Raw genomic sequence first — 17776 nt, 5'->3', positions numbered from 1 at the left:
TCACTCTGGAAGCTCCCTGCATGCACCCGGGGGGAGCTTTCCCTGGAGCAGTCTTGGCCCTGCTGATCAATCAAGATTATGTCGCAGATGATGTGTTCTTCGCCGAGTTTCAACATCTTGGCGGCCTCAACATCGACCCCCGGCACCCCGGGGCGCAGCATGAGACCAGGACGCTGCGGCAGCTTGCGGAGAGGCGCGTGGCCAGCTCTGTGCTGCTGCGCCAGCGCGCCCGTGCGCAGGGGATAGGTGTTACTGCCGCTGAAGTGGAAGCGCGCAGGCAGGAGCAGTGGGGGACTTCAAGCGCCTCGGTGTGCGGCGCCGGCGTGTGGAAGGCGATTGGCGATCACCTGCTGGTAGAGAAGTACTGCCAGTGGGTCACGCGGCACGAGCCACGCCCGTCCCGCGCCGAGGTGGAGGATTTTTACCGCAGCCATCGCGAACAGTTTCGCGTGGAGGAACGCGTGCGGGTGCAGCAGGTGATTCGCAACATTGAGCTGCCACAGGACGAAGCGGCTGCCGAAGCAGCGATGCTGAAGGCGGAGCAGGAGCTCGCTGCAGGGAGGCCGTTCCGCGAAGTCGCGGAGCGCTACTCTGACTGTGGCGGCAGGATTGATCTGGGCTGGGTTGCCCGTGGCGAGATGGTGGCCGCGTTTGAAGATGCGGTGTTCGCTATGGCGCGCTCGCAACGTACCGGCATTTTTCGCACAGTGTTCGGGCTCCACCTCGCCATTGTGCTCGAGCACCGGCCGGCCGGCTACCAGCCATTTGAGGACGTTCGGATGGCGCTGGCGAAGCAGATGCTGGAGCGACGCAGGGAGCAAAGGGTGCAGGCGGAGATTGCGGAAGCGTTGCGCACAGCGACGATCACCGTGGCGCCCGAAGCGAAAGCAGAGGAGTTAGCCTGATGAAACCAGCCGCAACGCAACCGCCACCATGCTGCGTCCCGAGCAAGGCACGAGCGGAACGCCTTGTGCTGTCGACAGAGCGCTCGCAGGCAAGAACGCGGGCCACCACAGGCGCAACCGACGCGATGACACTGTTGCCCGGCGGGGCCTTTCGCATGGGGACCGCACTGGCGTCGGGCTTCCCGGCTGACGGCGAGGGCCCGGTGCGCACTGTCCAGCTCGACCCGTTTTATATTGATACCGCTAGTGTTACGAATGCGGCATTCGCACAATTTGTTGAGGCAACGAACTACCGCACCGAGGCAGAGCATTTCGGCTGGGCCTTTGTGTTCGTCGGCGACCTCGTAGACGCTGCGTCCCACGCGCAGTCCGTGGCTGGCGTGGAGTGGTGGCGTCGCGTGGATGGTGCAGACTGGGCGCATCCGGAAGGTCCTGGGACGGACGTGAGTGAGCGTGCGGAGCATCCCGTGGTGCAGGTCTCCTGGAACGATGCGGCGGCGTTTGCTGCGTGGGCGGGCAAGCGGCTGCCCACCGAGGCGGAGTGGGAGTACGCGGCGCGCGGCGGCCTGGACCAGAAGCTTTACCCCTGGGGCGATGAGCTGACACCGGGCGGCGTGCATCGCTGCAACATCTGGCAGGGCACGTTCCCTTTGCACAACACGGCAGAGGACGGCTACGCGGGCACGGCGCCGGTGCAGGCTTATGCGCCGAACGACTTTGGTTTGTACTCCATGACCGGCAACACCTGGGAGTGGTGTGCGGACTGGTTTCACACTACGTTCCATGCAGATGCTACGCGCGTGAACCCGGTGGGGCCGCCGGATGGAACGGCGCGGGTGCTGAAGGGCGGCTCGTATCTTTGCCATGCGTCGTACTGCAATCGTTACCGGGTGGCAGCGCGCTCCTCAAACACGCCTGACAGTGCGACGAGCAATCTCGGTTTTCGCTGCGCGCGCGACGTGGAGCACGCGGCTGCGATAGAGGCTGTGCACACGCCGGAGGGGTGAACCATGCCGAAGCAGATCGTCGTAGTGGGCAGCATCAATCTTGACCTGGTAGCTTCTGTCGAGCGGATGCCGGCCGAAGGGGAGACGGTGCCGGGTGAGAGCTTTGCGATGCACTCCGGCGGCAAGGGAGCAAACCAGGCGGTTGCCGCGGCGCGGTTGGGTGCGGATGTGCACATGATCGGCCGTGTGGGCGATGATGTGTTCGCGCCGCAGTTGCTGCGCGACCTGACCGAGGCGGGCGCGCATACAGACTGTGTGCGCGTGGCGCCAGGGCCATCCGGTACCGCCGTGATTACAGTAAGTGCGCACGGCGCTAACTCGATCATCGTGATCTCAGGCGCCAACGACCAGTTGCAGCCATCGAGCCTGGACGAGCACATGGCCGTGATTCGCGAGGCTGCGATCCTGCTGTGCCAACTCGAGATCCCGATGGAAACGGTGGAGTATCTCGGCACGCTGGCGGAGCGATTCCAGATACCGCTTGTGCTCGATCCCGCGCCTGCCCGTGCCCTGTCGTCTCGCGTGCTGCGCAATGTGACGTGGCTGACGCCGAACGAGAGTGAGTGCGCAACCCTGCTCGAACATCTCGGGCACGGCGCCGACGCGGACATGCGCAGCGAAGCTGCAATGCAGGCAGCGGCGGATCAACTGCTTGCCCTAGGTGTCAGAAACGTGATCCTGAAGCTGGGCGCGCGCGGCGTGTTTCTGCATGGGCGAGACGTTGCGCCTGTGCTGATCCCGCCGTTCCACGTGCATGCGGTCGACAGCACGGCGGCAGGGGATGCTTTCAATGGCGGCTTTGCCTACGCGCTTGCGCATGAGGGCATGGCGCCTGCTGAAGCTGCTCGCTTCGCCTGTGCGGTTGCGGCAGTCTCGGTGACACGCGCGGGGGCGCAGCCATCCATGCCGACCCTGGCTGAGGTGAAGGCACTTCTCTAAGTCTGCTAGTTGGCTGCAGACAACGCGGACCAGCTTTGCTGCGGGCGTTTGTTTTGCACCACGCATTCTTTGTCATGCGGCCCGGCGCGCTGCTTAGCAGGCGCGCCTGCGGCAGAGTTCTCTCGGCTCTTTTTCCATGCGTAAAAAGTGAGTGTGCGCGAGAAACATCACCGGCAGTTGCGGGTCTTTAGAGAGCAGATGTGGCAACCAGCCACCAGAAGGGTCGCATGCTCAAGAGGCTCGCTGTACTCACGCTTTTCTCTTCACTTTTACCTGTTGCTTCTCAAGCCCAGGTCGTGGTGCGCGTGGCACCGCCCCCACCGATTGTGGAGCACTACGGACCACCGCCGCGGCCCGGGTATGTATGGGTTGGCGGCTTCCACCGCTGGGATGGTGGCCGGTACGTGTGGACGCCGGGCCACTACGCGCTGCCGCCGCACCCCGGCGCGGTGTGGGTGCGGGATGGCTACTATCCGCATGGCGGAGGGTACCGCTATCGCCACGGCTACTGGCGCTAAGGCGTTGCCGCGAGGAGGTGCTCCTGCGCAGAACACTTCCTCGCGCTGCACATCAGACGAGTTAGCAGGGTGGCGCGTGGCTTGGTACAAACCCAGCAGTAAGTGCCTGCTCGCATGGCGCGCTCTTTATGGCGACGGCGCCCGTGCATAAGTTCGGCGTCAGGGATTCTCAGGCCATTGGTGACGCGGGTAGCGGCGCATGAGTTCGCGACGCACCTGCGGGTAGAGACGCTCCCAGAATCCTGCGAGATCGGTTGTGGTCTGCACCGCGCGCTGGTTGGGTGCGAGCAGGTGCACCACGACCGTTGTTTGCGCAGGCCCGACGCGCGGGGTCGTGCGCATGCCGAAAAAGTCCTGCAGGCGCGAGGCGATCCACGGAGGCTTGCCGCGCTCGTACTGGATGCGGAGTTCGCGGCCGCCCTGCAGCCGGAGCGATTTGGGAGCCAGCGATTGCAGACGCTGTGTGCCCAGGGATTGCTCAAGCATCGGCAGCAGCTTCGTGGCGACGCGGCGCAGATCGGCGAAGCTGCGAAGACCGATACAGAGCTCGCGCAGTGCCTCCGCGACAAGCGTGTCGGCGAGGGGCAGGCCGGCGAACTCCGCGCGGGCGCGAAGGTTCTCCAGGGCGATGGCGTCCACAAACAGCTCCAGTCCGGCGTCGAGTGCCTTGCTGCTGAGCATCTCGGCAACCGCGTCCATGTCGGGCCGAAGGTCCTGCGATTCTTCCAGGACGAGCGCGTCGTACAGCAGAGCACTGGTGGCCTCGACGCGTTCGGCTGTCCTGTTCCATGCAAGGCGCTGCTCGGCGCGCACGCGGTCCGGGAAAAGATCAAGCAGCCACTCGGGCTCGATGCGCGCTGCCATGCGCACCAGGGGCAGCGGGTTGTCGCTGCGGTCTTCCACCTCGAGGGCGACCATGAACTCGTACGCAGGCGGGTTCGACGACTCGCCGGCAAGGTCCGCGGAGATGCCGCTCGACAGAAGCACCTGCCTGCCGGCACGGACGCGTGCCACGCGATCGGGGAAGCCGGCGAGCACTGAGATCAGCAGCGCATCGTCGCCGCCGGGAACGGGCAGGCTGCCGTCCTGTTTGTGGCGAAGCAGGCGGCGTAACTGCGCAGCCTGCTGCAGAACGCGCGGCTCCTGCGGAGACTCGATAGCTTCAAGCAGGTCTGCTTTTGCGCTGCGCACACCCGAGCCAAGCAACGCGGCGGCAAGGCAGCCTCTTTCGCTGCGGTTGCGTTTTTCTGCTTCAACCAGCATGCGGGCGAGGCGCGGAGCCACAGGAAAGCGCGCCAGGTAGCGGGCCTGCTCTCCTGCTGCACCTAATCGATCGAGCAGCGCCTCGGCCTGCTGCATGGACGCCTCGGGCGGCGCGTCAAGCCACTCGAGCTGTGGACCTGCCTGAGTGCTATGTGTAACTGCGGAAGGGACAGAACGGAGCGCCAGGCAGAGCTGGGCGAGGTCGCTGCGCAGGATTTCGGGCGTGTCGCGCTCGGGGCGTAACAGGAAATCTTCGTGAGGGTACAGGCGCACCACCGTGCCGGGGGCAGTACGGCCGGCACGACCGGCGCGCTGCGTGGCAGACGCCTTGCTGATGCGGCTCACCGTCAGGGCAGGGATACCGGTCCACGCGGAGTACGTCGCGAAGCGCGCCAGCCCGGAGTCGATCACCGCGGTGACGCCCTCGACCGTGACGGAGCTTTCGGCAACGTTGGTGGCGAGGATCAGCTTTTGACGCGACTGCGGGGTGATGGCGAGATCCTGCTCGGCGGTGGACAGGTCGCCATGCAGCGGCACCACGAGAAGGTTGGCACGCGTGGCGAGTGGCGCACATTCGCGCATGGTCCTGCGGATCTCGGCTGCGCCGGGAAGAAACACAAGCGTGTCGCCGCTATGCCCTTCGGCAAGCAATGCCTCTGCCGCGCGGCGCACCTGCACGTGCAGTGGATCAGCGGAGTGGGTCTGATGCCGTATGGTGAGCGGGAACACGCGGCCCTCGGACCGCAGGATGGGACAAGCGTTTTCGCCGTTGCCCAGGTAGCGTGCGATGGGCGCGGCATCGAGCGTGGCGGACATCACGATGAGCAGGAGACCCGGGCGGGTGCGCTGCAGCCGTTTGAGCAGGGCGAGAGCTAAGTCGCTGTCGAGATGGCGCTCGTGAAACTCGTCGAGCACAACGGCATCCACACCGCGCAACTGCGGGTCGGTCAGCAGCCGTCGCGTGAGGATGCCCTCGGTGACGAAGCGCAGCCGCGTGCGCGGGCTGATTGCCTCTTCAAAGCGCACCTGGTAGCCCACGGTCTCGCCGACGGACTCGCCGAGCTCCGCGGCTACGCGCCGTGCGGCCATGCGCGCGGCGATCCGGCGTGGCTCGAGCACGATGACGGAGCCAGCGACCAATGCAAGCAGCGCAGGGGGCACGCGCGTGGTTTTGCCTGCGCCGGGCGCGGCCTCGATCACAAGCGTGGGCACGCGTTGGAGCGTGCTGCATATGTCGGGGAGAAGGGCGTCGATCGGCAACACGGGCCGACGAACAGCAGGGATGGGTGTGCCACTCACTGGTGTGATCGGAACATGCGGGTGTGCGGGCGTCAAACTGCGCGCAGCGGCAAGGCGCCGGGCCGGGCGGATGCAGTTGCCGCGAGAGAGCTGGAGGCGCGGCAGGCGTTTGTTGCTTCGAGGGGCCTGCGTTTATTGAGGAGGGGAGCCGGGGCCGGGCTGCGGCTGCGCGGCAAGCCAGCTCTCAAGGATGACCACGGCGGCCACCTGGTCGATGATAGCTTTACGCTCCCGGCGATCGTGCCCGGCCTGGTCCAGTATTTCGTGCGCGGCCACGGAGCTCAGGCGCTCATCCCATAGCTGCACCGGCACTGCGGCGCGCTCTCGCAGGTCCGCCGCAAAGACTTGAACCTGCGCAGCCCACGGACTCTGGTCGCCGGACATGTGCAGCGGATTGCCGACGATCACGGTGGTGATCTCGTGTTTGCGGATGAGCCGCTGCAGGTTGCGGAGGTCTTCGCCGCGGCTGCGACGCCAGATGGTGAGAAGCGGCTGCACGGTGTAGCCGAGGGGATCGGTGGCCGCGACGCCGATGCGCACCTTGCCTACGTCAAGAGCCATTACCCGGCCGGTCTGCATGGGCCCAGTGTACTGCGCGCGGGGTCGCTGGACAGGCAGGGCGGCGCAGTGCTTTGAGTGTGGCCTGCGCGTGCTAAACCCAGGCAGAGACAAGACGCACCGCAGCGCCGCGTGTGGCGAGCCCGTCGGCCCTGTTGGCGAAGAAGCGGGCGTTGAGGGTGGCGGTGTCCAGGTCCTCCACGCGGCTGAACCCCTGCAGCAGCGCGGCCATGGTGACCGGGGTCCAGCCCTGCTGAAAGGGCTCGGCTGCAGCCGCGACACGGGCCGCGAGGGAGTCATGCTGCTGCTGCTCCTCGAGGTCCAGGGCTGCGCGGGGCAGGCGGTAGTCCAGAACGATGCCGCTGCCCGCGCCTTGGGCGCGCACCAGGTGGAGCACCTGCTGCAAGGCGGCAGCCTCAAGGTACGGCGCGACCCCGAGCATGGAGAACAAGGTGGGCAGGTGCGGCTGCCAGCCCGCAGCGGTGAGTGTTGCGGCGAGAGCGGGATCTGCGAGGTTGGCGGGCACCGACACCCGATGGGGTTCCGGCAGGCCGGCGGCAGCGGCCAGTTGTTGCTTCCACTGCTGCATGGGCAGCTGGTCCATCTCCCAAACGTGCAGGCCCGGGTGAGGGTTGCGCCAAGCAAAGGTATCGAGCCCGGCGCCCAGGATGCAGTACTGGCGCAGCCCGGAGGCACAGGCGGTGGCGAGCTGCTGCTCGGCATACACGGAACGCGCCACGGCGAAGGCACGCAGGGCCAGCGACCACGGGCGTGCGCGGCTGCCCGCGCCAGGCAGCGGCGTGCGGCGCAGAGCGTGCGCATGCTCCGAGCCAAGCAATGGCACGGCAAACGGGTCATGGAAGACCAGGGGGCGGTCGTAGAGCTGGTGCGCTGCGCGTCGCAGGGCTACGTGCAGCGCGCTGCGCGCGATATTGCTCGCGGGCGGGTTGGGGGCCTGCTGCGCCGCGGCCGGTTCGTGCGGGGTTCCCTTGCGCATGAGTCTATTGTTCCTTGTTTATCGTTCGATTTTGGGGAGCATGCGCAGCGCTCGGGCAAGCGAGTGCGAAGAGCGGCAAAGCCGAGATCGATCGATACCGTTGGCTGCGGATTACGAGCCGGTGACTCTGGTTTGCACTTTCGCCTTGTATTCGCCTAGACTCTGCTCATGGCTTTTCATGGAGCAACTACACGCACAGCCTGGGTCGTTCGCTGCAAGGGCTGCCAGCGGCCCATTGCGGCCGGCGCCACGTCACAGCCGCAGGCCGCGGTGGCGGTTCGTTGTCCGTTGTGCGGAGAGCATCGCCAGTATCTGCCGGCCGAGGTGTACCGGGGCCGCATCGCGTTTGAGCTGATTCGCGGGGGCAAGGCGTAACTACCAGTTGGCCAGTGTGGGGTGCAGCTCTGCCGGGGCGTCGAGGGCGAGCACCTGCCGCTCGAAGATGCGGCCGAACATGCGAGCGACGTTGAGGCCTACGCTCGCGACAGACAAGGGTGCTGGTTGGCTTGCGCCTTTGTTGATCGAGGTTGTCGTGCCAAAGCTGGCTTCATCTGCTTCATCCGCAAGGTTGGTGACCGTGCGGTCCGCGATGCCGCAGGGCACGATCAGTGCAAAATCGCGCAGGTCGGTCGAGACGTTGAGCGCGAAGCCGTGCGAGGTGATGCCGCGCGAGACGTGCATGCCAATGGCGGCGAGTTTTTTCTCCGGGATGGAGCCGCCGGGGATGGTCCAGACGCCGGTGCGGCCGGGCACGCGCATGGCACGCACGCCGTATTCACCGGCCACGCGGATGAGCACCTCTTCAAGCCTGCGCACGCAGTCGACGACGCCCATGCGAGCGCCGGTCTCAAGGAAGTGGGTGCGCAGGTCGAGGATGGGATAGCCGACCAGTTGGCCAGGGCCGTGGTAGGTCACGTCGCCACCTCGTTTGACAACGTGCAGGGCCACACCCCGCGCCGCGAGCTCGGCTTCGGAGGCGGTGATGAAGGTGCGGTCTGCGTTTCGCCCAAGCGTCAGCACTGGCGGATGCTCCAGCAGCACCAGCACATCGCCGATGGCGCCGGTGCGACGCAGCTCCACCAGCTGCTCCTGCAGGTGCAGGGCGCGGGGGTAGTCCACCCGGCCCGGCGTAAGAAGCGTGAGGACGTCGCTCATTGAGGAGTCTTCCGAGGGTTTGCGGCCAAGCCTGGTGCGTAGCGGCTGGGTATTGTCATCGATTGCACAACGGAAAGGTCCGGCACAAGGCCGGACCTTTCCGAACGGCCGCGCGCCGGCCTAGACGTTGATGGCCAGGCCTTCCACTGCGCCGAAGCCGTCGAGCATGGCTTCTGCGAGGGTGGGGTGCGCGTGGATGGTGAACATCAGCTCTTCCAGCGTCGCTTCGAGGGTCATGGCGACCACGGCTTCTGCAATCAGTTCGGTTGCAGAAGGCCCGATGATGTGCACGCCGATAACTTCGCCATACTTTGCATCGGTGACGACCTTCACGAAGCCTTCATGCGAGTTGATGATCGAGGCCTTGGAGTTGGCAGAAAAGGGGAACTTGCCCACCTTGATGTCCAGGCCTTTTTCGCGTGCCTGTGCCTCGGAGAGGCCGACGCTGCCGATCTGCGGCTCGGTGTAGGTGCAGCCGGGGATGAGGTTGCGCTTGACGGGCCGCGCGTATTTGCCCGCGAGCTTGGAAGCAACGACGATGCCGCACATGGCGCCTACGTGCGCGAGCTGCGGCAGGCCGGCGACGATATCGCCGATGGCATACACGCCTTCGATGCCGGTGGCCATCCACTCGTCAGTCTGGATGAATCCCTTCTCAAGCTTGATGCCAGGCAGCGTTTCGAGCCCGATGCCGTCGGTACGCGGGGCGCGACCTACCGCCACCAGGACCTTTTCAGCTTCCTTGACGACCTGTTTGCCCTGCGCATCGATCCACGTGACCCTGGCACCGGTAGCAGTCTTCTCGACCTTTTCGACGCGTGCGCCGGTGTGAACGTCGATGCCGCGCTTGCGGAAGGTCCGCTGCAATTCCTTGCTGACTTCTTCGTCTTCTGCCGGAACGATGCGGGGCAGGTATTCGACGATGGTGATCTCCGCGCCGAAGGAGCGGAAGATGGAGCCGAACTCGACGCCGACCGCGCCCGAACCGATGATGATCATGGACTTGGGCACTGCCGGCATGATCAGGATTTCGTTGTTGGTCAGGATGTGATCGCCGGGCTCGATGCCTGGCAGCATGCGGGCGTCGGAGCCGGTGGCGATGACGACGTTCCTGGCCTTGACTTCACCCTTTTCGCCGACGCCGTTGGAGGCCTTGTCGATGGCGATGGTGTGGATGCCGTCCCTGGCCGGGCCGGTAAGCTTCGCCTGGCCACGCACCACGGTGACCTTGTTCTTGCGCATCAGGAAGTCGAGACCCTTGACGTGCTTGGTGATGATGCCGTTCTTGCGCTCGAGTACCTTGCCCCAGTTAAGGGTGGGCTTGCCGATGCCCTCGATGCCATACTCCGCGGCGTTCTCGACGAACTCGTAGATCTCGGCATTGAAGAGCATGGCCTTGGTGGGGATGCAGCCCCAGTGCAGGCAGGTGCCGCCGAGTTTGTCTTCGCGCTCGAGCAGCGCTACCTTGAGCCCGTTCTGCCCTGCACGGATGGCCGCCGTGTAGCCGGCCGGCCCACCACCAACGATTGCTACGTCGTACACCGTCTGCTCCGCTGCCACACCGCACCCCGTTTTCTAGTTTGCCGGCACAGCCTAGAGGCCGTCGCCCGCGACACACAATTCCTGATTCTACGCCTCGCGACGCGACGGGCTGCCTCGCCCGATGGGGCCGAGGCAGGGTCCGTATTCAATGATCCGGCGGGTGCGGGCTGGGAACGGCCCGCACAGCACAACCAGCCAGAGCGGCTAGCTGACGATGTTGAAGGGCGTCGCGGCGGTGGCAACCTGCCGCGAGGGGCGCGCGCCGGTCTTGAGCTTCCTCCACGCCTTGCCCAGCCGGTCCGACCCCATGAAGAGGTGTCCAGCGGTGAGCGGGCCGATCACCTTGTAGTGGCCGACCGCTGCCAGGCCCATGCTCGCGATGCAGCCGCACTGCGAGCAGTCCGGGTCGCCGCCGAACTGGCACGGGGTGATCTGGGTGGTCAGGTCGGCGGAGATGGTCTCCGTGGTGCGGGCGAAGATGCACTCCTCGGGGCTGTTGGGCGGCGAGGCGATCTCCTCGATGAGCCCCTTGGCCATGTCGAGCTTGGGGTAGCGGGTACGCAGCTCGAGCAGGTCGGCCATGACGGAGGCCCGCTGCGCCGGCGAGAGGATCTCGGCGTCGGTGGCGCCACGCTGGGGAGTGAAGAGCGAGAACCAGACCTTGGCGATCTCCGGACGGGGCGTCCAGAAGGCCAGGAACTCGTCCAGGTAGCCGGGGCGCGAGGCGATCTGCGAGGTGATAGTGGAGTGGATCGTGACCTTGGCGCCGGCGATGTTTTTGAGGATGCGCTCGTACGTCGCGGGCTTGCGGCGCTCGTCGTGCTCGGGCTGCAGCCCGTCGATGGAGACGACGACGTTGAGCTTTTTGTAGGTGTGCTGCCACTCCGCCGGGACGACGCGGAAGGCGCTGGTGACCACCTGGGTGTGGATGCCGCGGGCCTCAAGCTCCGGCAGCAGCCGTTCCACCTCGCGGTAACGCACGAGCGGATCCCCACCGACGATAGACAGGTGAAGCGGCTTGCGGTCATCGACCACGGTGAGCACGTTGCGCACCAGGTCGTCGCCCTTGAAGTCGGACAACTGCTTGAGTTGCAGATCGCTGTTAAGGTGAGCTGCCTCAAAGGCATAGCAGCCGGGGCAGCGCAGGGGGCATTCCTTGGTGATCTCGATGGAAAGAGAGGGTGCTCGACCGGAGAGGATGGAGGACCAGGCGTGCAGGACTTCAGAAGTTTTCATAGCTTCTCCACTGACTTTGACGCCGAGGGTTGCATTCGGCAGGTCGTAAGGAAGAGCGCGGGCGGAACAGAGAGACAGCGCCCACACAGGAAGCGATGGTACGGATCAGATACGGAGCATTGTGCCGAGCTGGGAACCCGTACGGCGCACCGGGTTCTCCGGGGAGAACGCGAGCAGGCAATGCCTTGTATGTCGCTGCGCCGGACCGTGCCTGCGCACAGGCTGCATAGCAAGCGGCGATGACTGCATGAGGGGCTGGGCCAGAAGAAGCGACAGAAGCACAAGCGACAGCGCGGTGAATAGCCCGAGTTCCAGGTCCTGACCGCCGTGCAGAAAGCGATCCCAGTTCCATAGATGTTCGGATAAGGGCATGAGAGCGAGCACAAGCCCGGTAAGCAGCAACAGCAGCCGGCTCGCCAGCAGTGTTGCCTGGCTGATGTCGGTAACAATGCACAACTGGGACCGGCAGATGCGGCTCTTTGGGATCACTCGAATGATCCTACTCTCTTGGCTGCGGCGAGATAGAGGATCGTTGCAAATTCTGGCCAGCGGACTACAGTGCTCTTGATTGAGGAACGGAGACTGCGGAGAGCATGCTGCGGCTGCTCGCTACGACCCGACAGGGTTGAACCCCTTAGAATGGAAGCCACATGCCCGACGATCGAACCAACTTGGCACCCCCGGAACAGCTATCCTGGCAGGCACTGCTGGACTCGGCAGGCGAGGGCATATGGGGCGTGGACCTGGATGGCCGCTGCACGTTTGTGAATCGCTCAGCACTGGCGATGCTCGGCTACGAGGACGCATCGGAGCTGATCGGACGCGAGATGCATGCGATGGTCCATCATCATTACCCGGACGGCAGCGTGTATCCCAGCGCAGAGTGCGTGGTCTATAACGTGTTCCGGAAGTCCCATGCGGTGAAGAACTACGTGGATCACCTGTTTCGCAAGGATGGTTCGCTGTTCTGGACGGAGTTGTCGGCACAACCGATCGTGGACGGGCGCGACGCGGAAGGTGGCGGGGGCGTAGTGCGCGGAGCGGTGGTTACCTTTCGCGATGTGACACAGGCACGACTTGCCGAAGCGGCACTGCGCAGAAGCGAGAAACTGGCGGCCGTGGGTCAGCTGGCCAGCTCGATCGCCCACGAGATCAACAACCCGCTCGAGGCAATCACAAACCTGCTGTACCTGATTCGTACGTCGACCTCGCTCGAAGCGGTGCAGACCTTTGCCACCGTTGCCGAGGCGGAGCTGGCCAGGGTTGCGGACATCACGATCCAGACGCTGCGCTTTCATCGCCAGCAGAGTGCGGCCGCGCCCCTGGACCTGGCCGAGACGATGCGGTCGGTGCTGCGGCTTTACACTTCGCGCTTCACTGCGAGGAAGATTGAAGCGAAGCTGAAGCTCGGCACGTTGCCGACCGCGCTCCTGTTTGAAGGCGAGATTCGCCAGGTGCTGAACAACCTGCTGCGCAATGCCTACGATGCCATGGCCCGCGGAGGCTCGATGCACGTGCGGATTCGGTCGGCGGTGTCGCCCCGGAGCGGCAGGCCGGGCATTCGGATCACGGTGGCGGATGAAGGCACGGGTTTTTTGCCCGCGATGCGCATGCACCTGTTTGAACCGTTCCACACCAGCAAGGAAGCGACAGGAACGGGGCTTGGTTTGTGGATCTCCAAGGGGATCGTGGACAAGCACCAGGGAACGATCCGTATGCGCAGCCGCCTGGAGACAGAGTGCCGCGGCTCGCATGGCACGGTGTTTGTATTGTGGCTGCCGTTACAGCCGGAATCTCCGGCTGATCCTGCGAAACCGCGAGCAACGTAAGCGTCGCAGGCACCGGGATCAGGCGAGAGCTTTTGCTGCGTCCTTGGCGAAGTAGGTGACGATGAAACCAGCGCCGGCACGACGCAGGCCCACGAGCGACTCCAGCATGGCCCGTTCCGGCTCCAGCCAGCCCCGCTCGAAGGCAGCCTTGAGCATTGCGTACTCTCCGCTGACCTGGTAGGCGCCGATGGGCACATCGAAGCGGTCACGGGCGGCGCGGATCACATCGGCGTAGGGCATGGCGGGCTTCATCAGGATCATGTCCGCGCCTTCGGCAAGGTCGCCCTCGATTTCGCGCATGGCCTCGAGCAGATTGGCTCCGTCCATCTGGTAGGCACGTCGGTCACCGAACTGCGGGGCGGAGTCTGCGGCTTCACGAAACGGCCCGTAGAAGGCGGACGCAAACTTGGCAGCGTAGCTGAGGATGGGCGTGTTCTCCCGGCCCGAGGCATCGAGGGCTCGACGAATGGCAGCGACGCGGCCGTCCATCATGTCGCTGGGGGCGACGATATCGGCGCCAGCCCTGGCGAGCGAGACGGCGGTGCGGGCCAGGGGGATGAGGCTGAGGTCGTTGTGCACATGCTGTTCTCCATCGATGGCATGGAGCACGCCGCAGTGGCCGTGCGAGGTGTACTCGCAGAGACAAACGTCGGCGATGAGGACAAGGCTGCGGAGCGCGCGGTTGCGCTTGAGGCGGGTGAGGCCCTGCTGCACGATGCCATCCTCGGCCCAGGCACCGGAACCCTGCTCGTCCTTGCTTTCCGGCAGTCCAAACAGGAGCAGGCCGCCGAGCCCGAGACGGGCCGCTTCCTCCGCTTCCTTTTCGGCTTCATCCAGGGAAAGGTTGAAGACTCCGGGCATGGAGCTGATCTCGCGTCGGACCCCTTCGCCGGGACACAGGAACAGGGGATAGATGAGCTGCGAGGGAGCCAGTGCCGTTTCGCGCACCAGTGAGCGGAGCGCGGGGGTCTGGCGCAGGCGGCGCATGCGAAGGAATGGCGTGTCCATGACTTTTATTTTATGACTCTGCCCCTTGAGACTCGGGCGTGCCGGTGGCCGGGATGCGCTGCCATCGGCACGGGCGGCGACCGGGATCAATAGCCTGGGTGTGCCGCTCTCTGGCGAGGCGGCAGGTAGCCCCGCTCGGCGCATCCACACACCGTATGGCGACACAGAAAAAGGCAGATGTGAAAAAGCAAGTGGAAGCACCGGCGAAGAAGACGACGCCCAAGAAAGAGCCAGCCAAGAGCGCAGCAAAGGGTCCTGCAAAGAGCCCGGCCGAGCGGGCGCCTGCGCAGCCCAGGCTGAAAGATCCCAAGGGCGGATTGACTGCCGCGGGGCGCAAGGAGTTCGCGGAGCGTGATGGTTCGCAGCTGCGGCCGGGAGTAAAGGGCCCCGCGGACACCCCGGACAAGATGAAGCGCAAGGGATCGTTTTTGACCCGGCACTTTACCAATCCGCGCGGGCCGATGGTGCGCGAGGGCGAGCCCACGCGACTGGCCCTCTCTGCCCATGCCTGGGGCGAACCCGTGCCGAAAACGGAGGCGGAAGCAAAGCAGCTCGCTGCCAAGGGACGCAAGCTGCTGGAGCAGTACCACGCGGCCGTGGAGGCCACGGGCGGCAAAGCCAAGACGGCGAACACGGGCGGCAAGGCGAAAGCCCGGAGCTCGGGCGGCCGGGCGGCCAGCAAGACCTCGGCGCGCAAGGCGGCAGCCAAAAGGGCCGGCAGGTAGACCAATGCGGGCCTGCCGTATGCCGCGGCGGCAAAGCTTGATGAAGCCAAGCCGGTGTGCGGTCGGGTGTGCGCCGGAATCGCTGGACCGGGTCTGCCAGCGGCTACGATAAAGGTGTGTCTTCTTACCCTGTCCAGAACAATTTCGCTGCGGCCCCGATCCTGACGCCGGTTGTGGCACCGCTCGCTGAGTTTGCCCGCACCACGCTCGAGTGGGGACGACTGCTGCAGCTACTCGAAGCCTATGCCGCGTCGGACCTGGGGCGCGAGTGGCTGGCGACGCTGGTACCTTCCGGCGACCTGGCGTGGATCGATCGGCAGCACGCGCTGGTGCAGGAAATGCAGCTGCTGCTGGCGGAGGGTGTGCGCCCAACGCTGGCGGGGTTGAGCGACCCGACGCAGCTGCTGGCGAAGTCGCGGCTGACCGGGGCAGCGCTCGAGGTGGAGGAGATCCGGACGCTGCTGTCGCTGGCGGACGCGGTGTCTTCCTGGGCAGGAACGATGCGCCACCCGCCCGACCGCTACCGGGATGGTGGCTTGCCGGGTCTCCGCGCGCTGACGGAACCAATTCTGTCGGCTGACCTGCGTCCACTGGTGGAGTCGATCCAGGGCAAGCTGCTGCCGGACGGCACGCTTGCCGATTCCGCGTCTGCCGAGCTGGGGCGTATTCGCCGTGACATCGACCGGCAACAGCGCACGATTGAGACTTCGTTGCGGTCGGCTCTGCGCCGGTTGAGTGAGGGTGGCACAGCACAGGACGAACTCATTACGATTCGTGGCGACCGCTTTGTGATCCCGGTGAAGGCCGAGGCGAAGCGCAAGGTTTCGGGCGTGGTGCATGGGGCTTCGTCGTCTGGGCAGACCGTGTACCTGGAGCCGCTCGAGACGATCGAGCTCAACAACGACCTGGTGCGCCTGTTTGAAGAAGAACTGGCCGAGATCCACCGGATCTTCCTGGCAATGACGGCGCAGCTTGCGGCACAGGCACACCTGCTGGTGCCGGGTGCCGGGATCCTGGCAACGGTGGAGACTCTGCTGATCCGCGCACGCTTTGCGCAGGAATACGATGCGGTACGGCCGCGGTTCACGACCGGGCCCGGGGCGGAGCTGCGGCTGGTGGCGGCGCGGCACCCGCTGCTTGAGCATCGCCTGCGCGAGTCTGCCACTGCTGGTGCGAGCGGCCGCAACGACGCAGAGGACGACGACGGGGAACATGTTGCTGCGACGACCGCGACGCGACCGCCGCAGATGGCGAAGATCGTTCCGCTGTCGATCGTTCTGGAAGCGGACCGGCGGCAGTTGATTATTTCCGGACCCAACACCGGCGGAAAGACAGTGGGGTTGAAGACCACGGGACTTCTCTCGCTGATGGCGCAGTCCGGCATCCCGGTGCCTGCCTTTGAGGCGACACTGCCGGTGCTCACGGCGGTACTCGCGGACATCGGCGACGCGCAGTCGATCGAGCAGAACCTTTCGACGTTTTCGGCTCACATCACCAACCTGAACCGCGTGAGTTCGCTGGCGGGTGCGGCGACGCTGGTGCTGATCGATGAAGTGGGTTCGGCGACTGACCCGGATGAAGGCTCGGCGCTGGCGGTTGCGATCGCGGAACACATTCTGCATACGGGTGCGTGGTCGATTCTTTCGACCCATCTCACGTCGCTGAAGATCTACGGGGAGACGACGCCCGGGGTTGTGAATGCGTCCGTGGGGTTCAATGCAGAGACGCTGGCGCCCACCTACGAGCTGCGACAGGGCGTGCCGGGGGCGTCGGCAGGCATCAACATCGCGCAGCGGCTTGGGCTGGCCCCGGCGATCGTGGAGCGCGCCCGTGCGCGAATGACGACGCAGGCCCTGGACATCGGGGCTTTTTTGGACCGGCTGCATGCCGAGATCGCGGCTCTTGGCGAAGAGCGCATCACCCTGCAGGCGGAAGAGAAAGCGCTACGCAAGGAGCGGCACCGGCTCGAGACCGAAGGCATGCAGGAGATGCGTGCTCGCACGCGCGAGCTGGAGAACGAGCTGAACACGACGCTGCGTGAGCTGGAGACCAAGTCAAAGGAAGCGGTGCAGGCGATCGAGGATCGCGCCGCACGCGAGAAAGCCGCAGCGGAAGCAGAACGGCGCTCGGCCCGGCTGCGCCGCGAGTTCTCAGAGAAGTTCACCGCGCAGGTACGAAGCCGGAAACCCAACGCGATGCAGCAGGCCGCAGCACAGGTAGCCGCGCACCAGCGCGACCCTCGCACCGCGGGCCTAGGCGACACCGTGAAGTTGAGGATCGGGCAATCCGGGCGGGTGACGCGGGAGATCGACAGCAACACGCTCGAGGTCTCGATCGGCAGCATGAAGATGCGCGTGCGCAGGACCGATGTCGCCGCCATCCTTGTTTCCGCACAGCCTTCCGTGGCTTCGCCCACACCGGTGGAGGCAGCGAGCGGCAAGCGCAACATCACCGTGCGCACCTCCGCCGGAGACGAGGACGAGCTGCGCTCGAGCATGCGTCACGAGATCAATGTTATCGGGCTTACCGCGGACCATGCCGAGGACGAGGTGCAGAAGTTTATCGACCAGGCCTTTTTGTCAGGGTTGCAGCGGGTGCGGGTGGTGCATGGCACCGGTATGGGTGTGCTGCGCCGGACGCTGCGGGCTGCGCTGGCTCGACATCCGCATGTGACCGGAGTGACAGAAGCCGACCAGTATGAAGGTGGCCAGGGCGCGACCATCGTGGAGCTTCGCCAGTAGCGATGGAACACCCAGTTTCCGACTAAGTGCTTCGCGCCCTTCGCGCCCTTGAGG

The 17776-nt window shown here is 65.3% G+C and carries 15 protein-coding genes; 7 read left to right on the top strand and 8 right to left on the bottom strand.

What is annotated here, in order from left to right; translation table 11 throughout:
- Positions 1-53 precede the first annotated feature (53 nt).
- The 4 genes from D1Y84_RS07465 (at position 54) to D1Y84_RS07450 (ending at position 3369) form a co-directional block, all read left to right on the top strand.
- Complete coding sequence (locus D1Y84_RS07465) at positions 54-905, top strand: peptidyl-prolyl cis-trans isomerase (protein WP_158615369.1); 852 nt, start codon at positions 54-56, stop codon at positions 903-905.
- Between the two features lie 125 nt (positions 906-1030).
- Positions 1031-1912 (top strand): formylglycine-generating enzyme family protein, encoded by an 882-nt coding sequence (locus D1Y84_RS07460; protein WP_233581243.1) that lies wholly within the window; start codon positions 1031-1033, stop codon positions 1910-1912.
- Positions 1913-1915: 3 nt separating this feature from the next.
- Positions 1916-2851 (top strand): ribokinase, encoded by a 936-nt coding sequence (rbsK, locus tag D1Y84_RS07455; RefSeq protein ID WP_124847949.1) that lies wholly within the window; start codon positions 1916-1918, stop codon positions 2849-2851.
- 200 nt (positions 2852-3051) lie between these two features.
- Positions 3052-3369: a hypothetical protein gene (locus D1Y84_RS07450; RefSeq protein ID WP_233581241.1), complete on the top strand. Its 318-nt coding sequence runs from the start codon at positions 3052-3054 to the stop codon at positions 3367-3369.
- A gap of 159 nt (positions 3370-3528) precedes the next feature.
- Here D1Y84_RS07450 and hrpB read toward each other — a convergent pair whose 3' ends face one another.
- The 7 genes from hrpB to D1Y84_RS07415 form a co-directional block, all read right to left on the bottom strand.
- Positions 3529-5895, bottom strand: coding sequence for an ATP-dependent helicase HrpB (hrpB, locus tag D1Y84_RS07445; RefSeq protein ID WP_370245806.1), 2367 nt, complete (start codon positions 5893-5895; stop codon positions 3529-3531).
- Between the two features lie 168 nt (positions 5896-6063).
- Positions 6064-6492 carry a Holliday junction resolvase RuvX gene (gene ruvX / locus D1Y84_RS07440; RefSeq protein ID WP_233581238.1) on the bottom strand — a complete coding sequence of 143 codons (429 nt, stop codon included), beginning with the start codon at positions 6490-6492 and terminating at the stop codon, positions 6064-6066.
- 91 nt (positions 6493-6583) lie between these two features.
- Positions 6584-7486, bottom strand: coding sequence for a class I SAM-dependent methyltransferase (locus D1Y84_RS07435; RefSeq protein ID WP_124847947.1), 903 nt, complete (start codon positions 7484-7486; stop codon positions 6584-6586).
- Between the two features lie 375 nt (positions 7487-7861).
- Entirely contained in the window at positions 7862-8641 is a 780-nt protein-coding gene (lipB, locus tag D1Y84_RS07430; protein ID WP_124847946.1) for a lipoyl(octanoyl) transferase LipB, read from the bottom strand.
- Between the two features lie 120 nt (positions 8642-8761).
- Positions 8762-10201, bottom strand: a complete 1440-nt coding sequence (gene lpdA, locus D1Y84_RS07425) for a dihydrolipoyl dehydrogenase (RefSeq protein ID WP_124847945.1) — start codon at positions 10199-10201, stop codon at positions 8762-8764.
- A 186-nt stretch (positions 10202-10387) separates the two neighbouring features.
- On the bottom strand, positions 10388-11419 hold the full coding sequence (locus D1Y84_RS07420) for a radical SAM protein (protein WP_124847944.1): 1032 nt from the start codon (positions 11417-11419) through the stop codon (positions 10388-10390).
- A 105-nt stretch (positions 11420-11524) separates the two neighbouring features.
- Positions 11525-11908, bottom strand: a complete 384-nt coding sequence (locus D1Y84_RS07415) for a hypothetical protein (protein ID WP_124847943.1) — start codon at positions 11906-11908, stop codon at positions 11525-11527.
- A 161-nt stretch (positions 11909-12069) separates the two neighbouring features.
- Here D1Y84_RS07415 and D1Y84_RS07410 point away from each other — a divergent pair, with 161 nt between their 5' ends.
- The gene (locus tag D1Y84_RS07410; RefSeq protein ID WP_124847942.1) at positions 12070-13248 is read left to right on the top strand and encodes a nitrogen regulation protein NR(II); all 1179 of its coding nucleotides are present in this window, start codon (positions 12070-12072) and stop codon (positions 13246-13248) included.
- A gap of 18 nt (positions 13249-13266) precedes the next feature.
- On the opposite strand, the gene hemB is transcribed toward D1Y84_RS07410, so the two are convergent.
- Complete coding sequence (hemB, locus tag D1Y84_RS07405; protein WP_124847941.1) at positions 13267-14256, bottom strand: porphobilinogen synthase; 990 nt, start codon at positions 14254-14256, stop codon at positions 13267-13269.
- A gap of 179 nt (positions 14257-14435) precedes the next feature.
- On the opposite strand from hemB, the gene D1Y84_RS18135 reads away from it, so the two are divergent.
- Together D1Y84_RS18135 and D1Y84_RS07395 are read left to right on the top strand one after the other, a co-directional pair.
- Entirely contained in the window at positions 14436-14981 is a 546-nt protein-coding gene (locus D1Y84_RS18135; protein ID WP_199726375.1) for a DUF6321 domain-containing protein, read from the top strand.
- A gap of 116 nt (positions 14982-15097) precedes the next feature.
- Entirely contained in the window at positions 15098-17722 is a 2625-nt protein-coding gene (locus D1Y84_RS07395) for an endonuclease MutS2 (protein WP_233581232.1), read from the top strand.
- Positions 17723-17776: the final 54 nt, after the last annotated feature.

Source organism: Acidipila sp. EB88 (assembly GCF_003858395.1).
Taxonomy (GTDB): Bacteria; Acidobacteriota; Terriglobia; order Terriglobales; family Acidobacteriaceae; genus EB88.
This window is presented reverse-complemented; position numbering and strand designations above follow the sequence as displayed.

What these genes read in the sequence shown, in the direction of transcription:
- D1Y84_RS07460 (WP_233581243.1), top strand. Translation starts at nt 1,031, where the DNA reads ATGACACTGTTGCCCGGCGGGGCCTTTCGCATGGGGACCGCACTGGCG.
- rbsK (WP_124847949.1), top strand. Translation starts at nt 1,916, where the DNA reads ATGCCGAAGCAGATCGTCGTAGTGGGCAGCATCAATCTTGACCTGGTA.
- ruvX (WP_233581238.1), bottom strand. Translation starts at nt 6,492, where the DNA reads ATGGCTCTTGACGTAGGCAAGGTGCGCATCGGCGTCGCGGCCACCGAT.
- D1Y84_RS07435 (WP_124847947.1), bottom strand. Translation starts at nt 7,486, where the DNA reads ATGCGCAAGGGAACCCCGCACGAACCGGCCGCGGCGCAGCAGGCCCCC.
- lipB (WP_124847946.1), bottom strand. Translation starts at nt 8,641, where the DNA reads ATGAGCGACGTCCTCACGCTTCTTACGCCGGGCCGGGTGGACTACCCC.
- D1Y84_RS07420 (WP_124847944.1), bottom strand. Translation starts at nt 11,419, where the DNA reads ATGAAAACTTCTGAAGTCCTGCACGCCTGGTCCTCCATCCTCTCCGGT.
- D1Y84_RS07410 (WP_124847942.1), top strand. Translation starts at nt 12,070, where the DNA reads ATGCCCGACGATCGAACCAACTTGGCACCCCCGGAACAGCTATCCTGG.
- hemB (WP_124847941.1), bottom strand. Translation starts at nt 14,256, where the DNA reads ATGGACACGCCATTCCTTCGCATGCGCCGCCTGCGCCAGACCCCCGCG.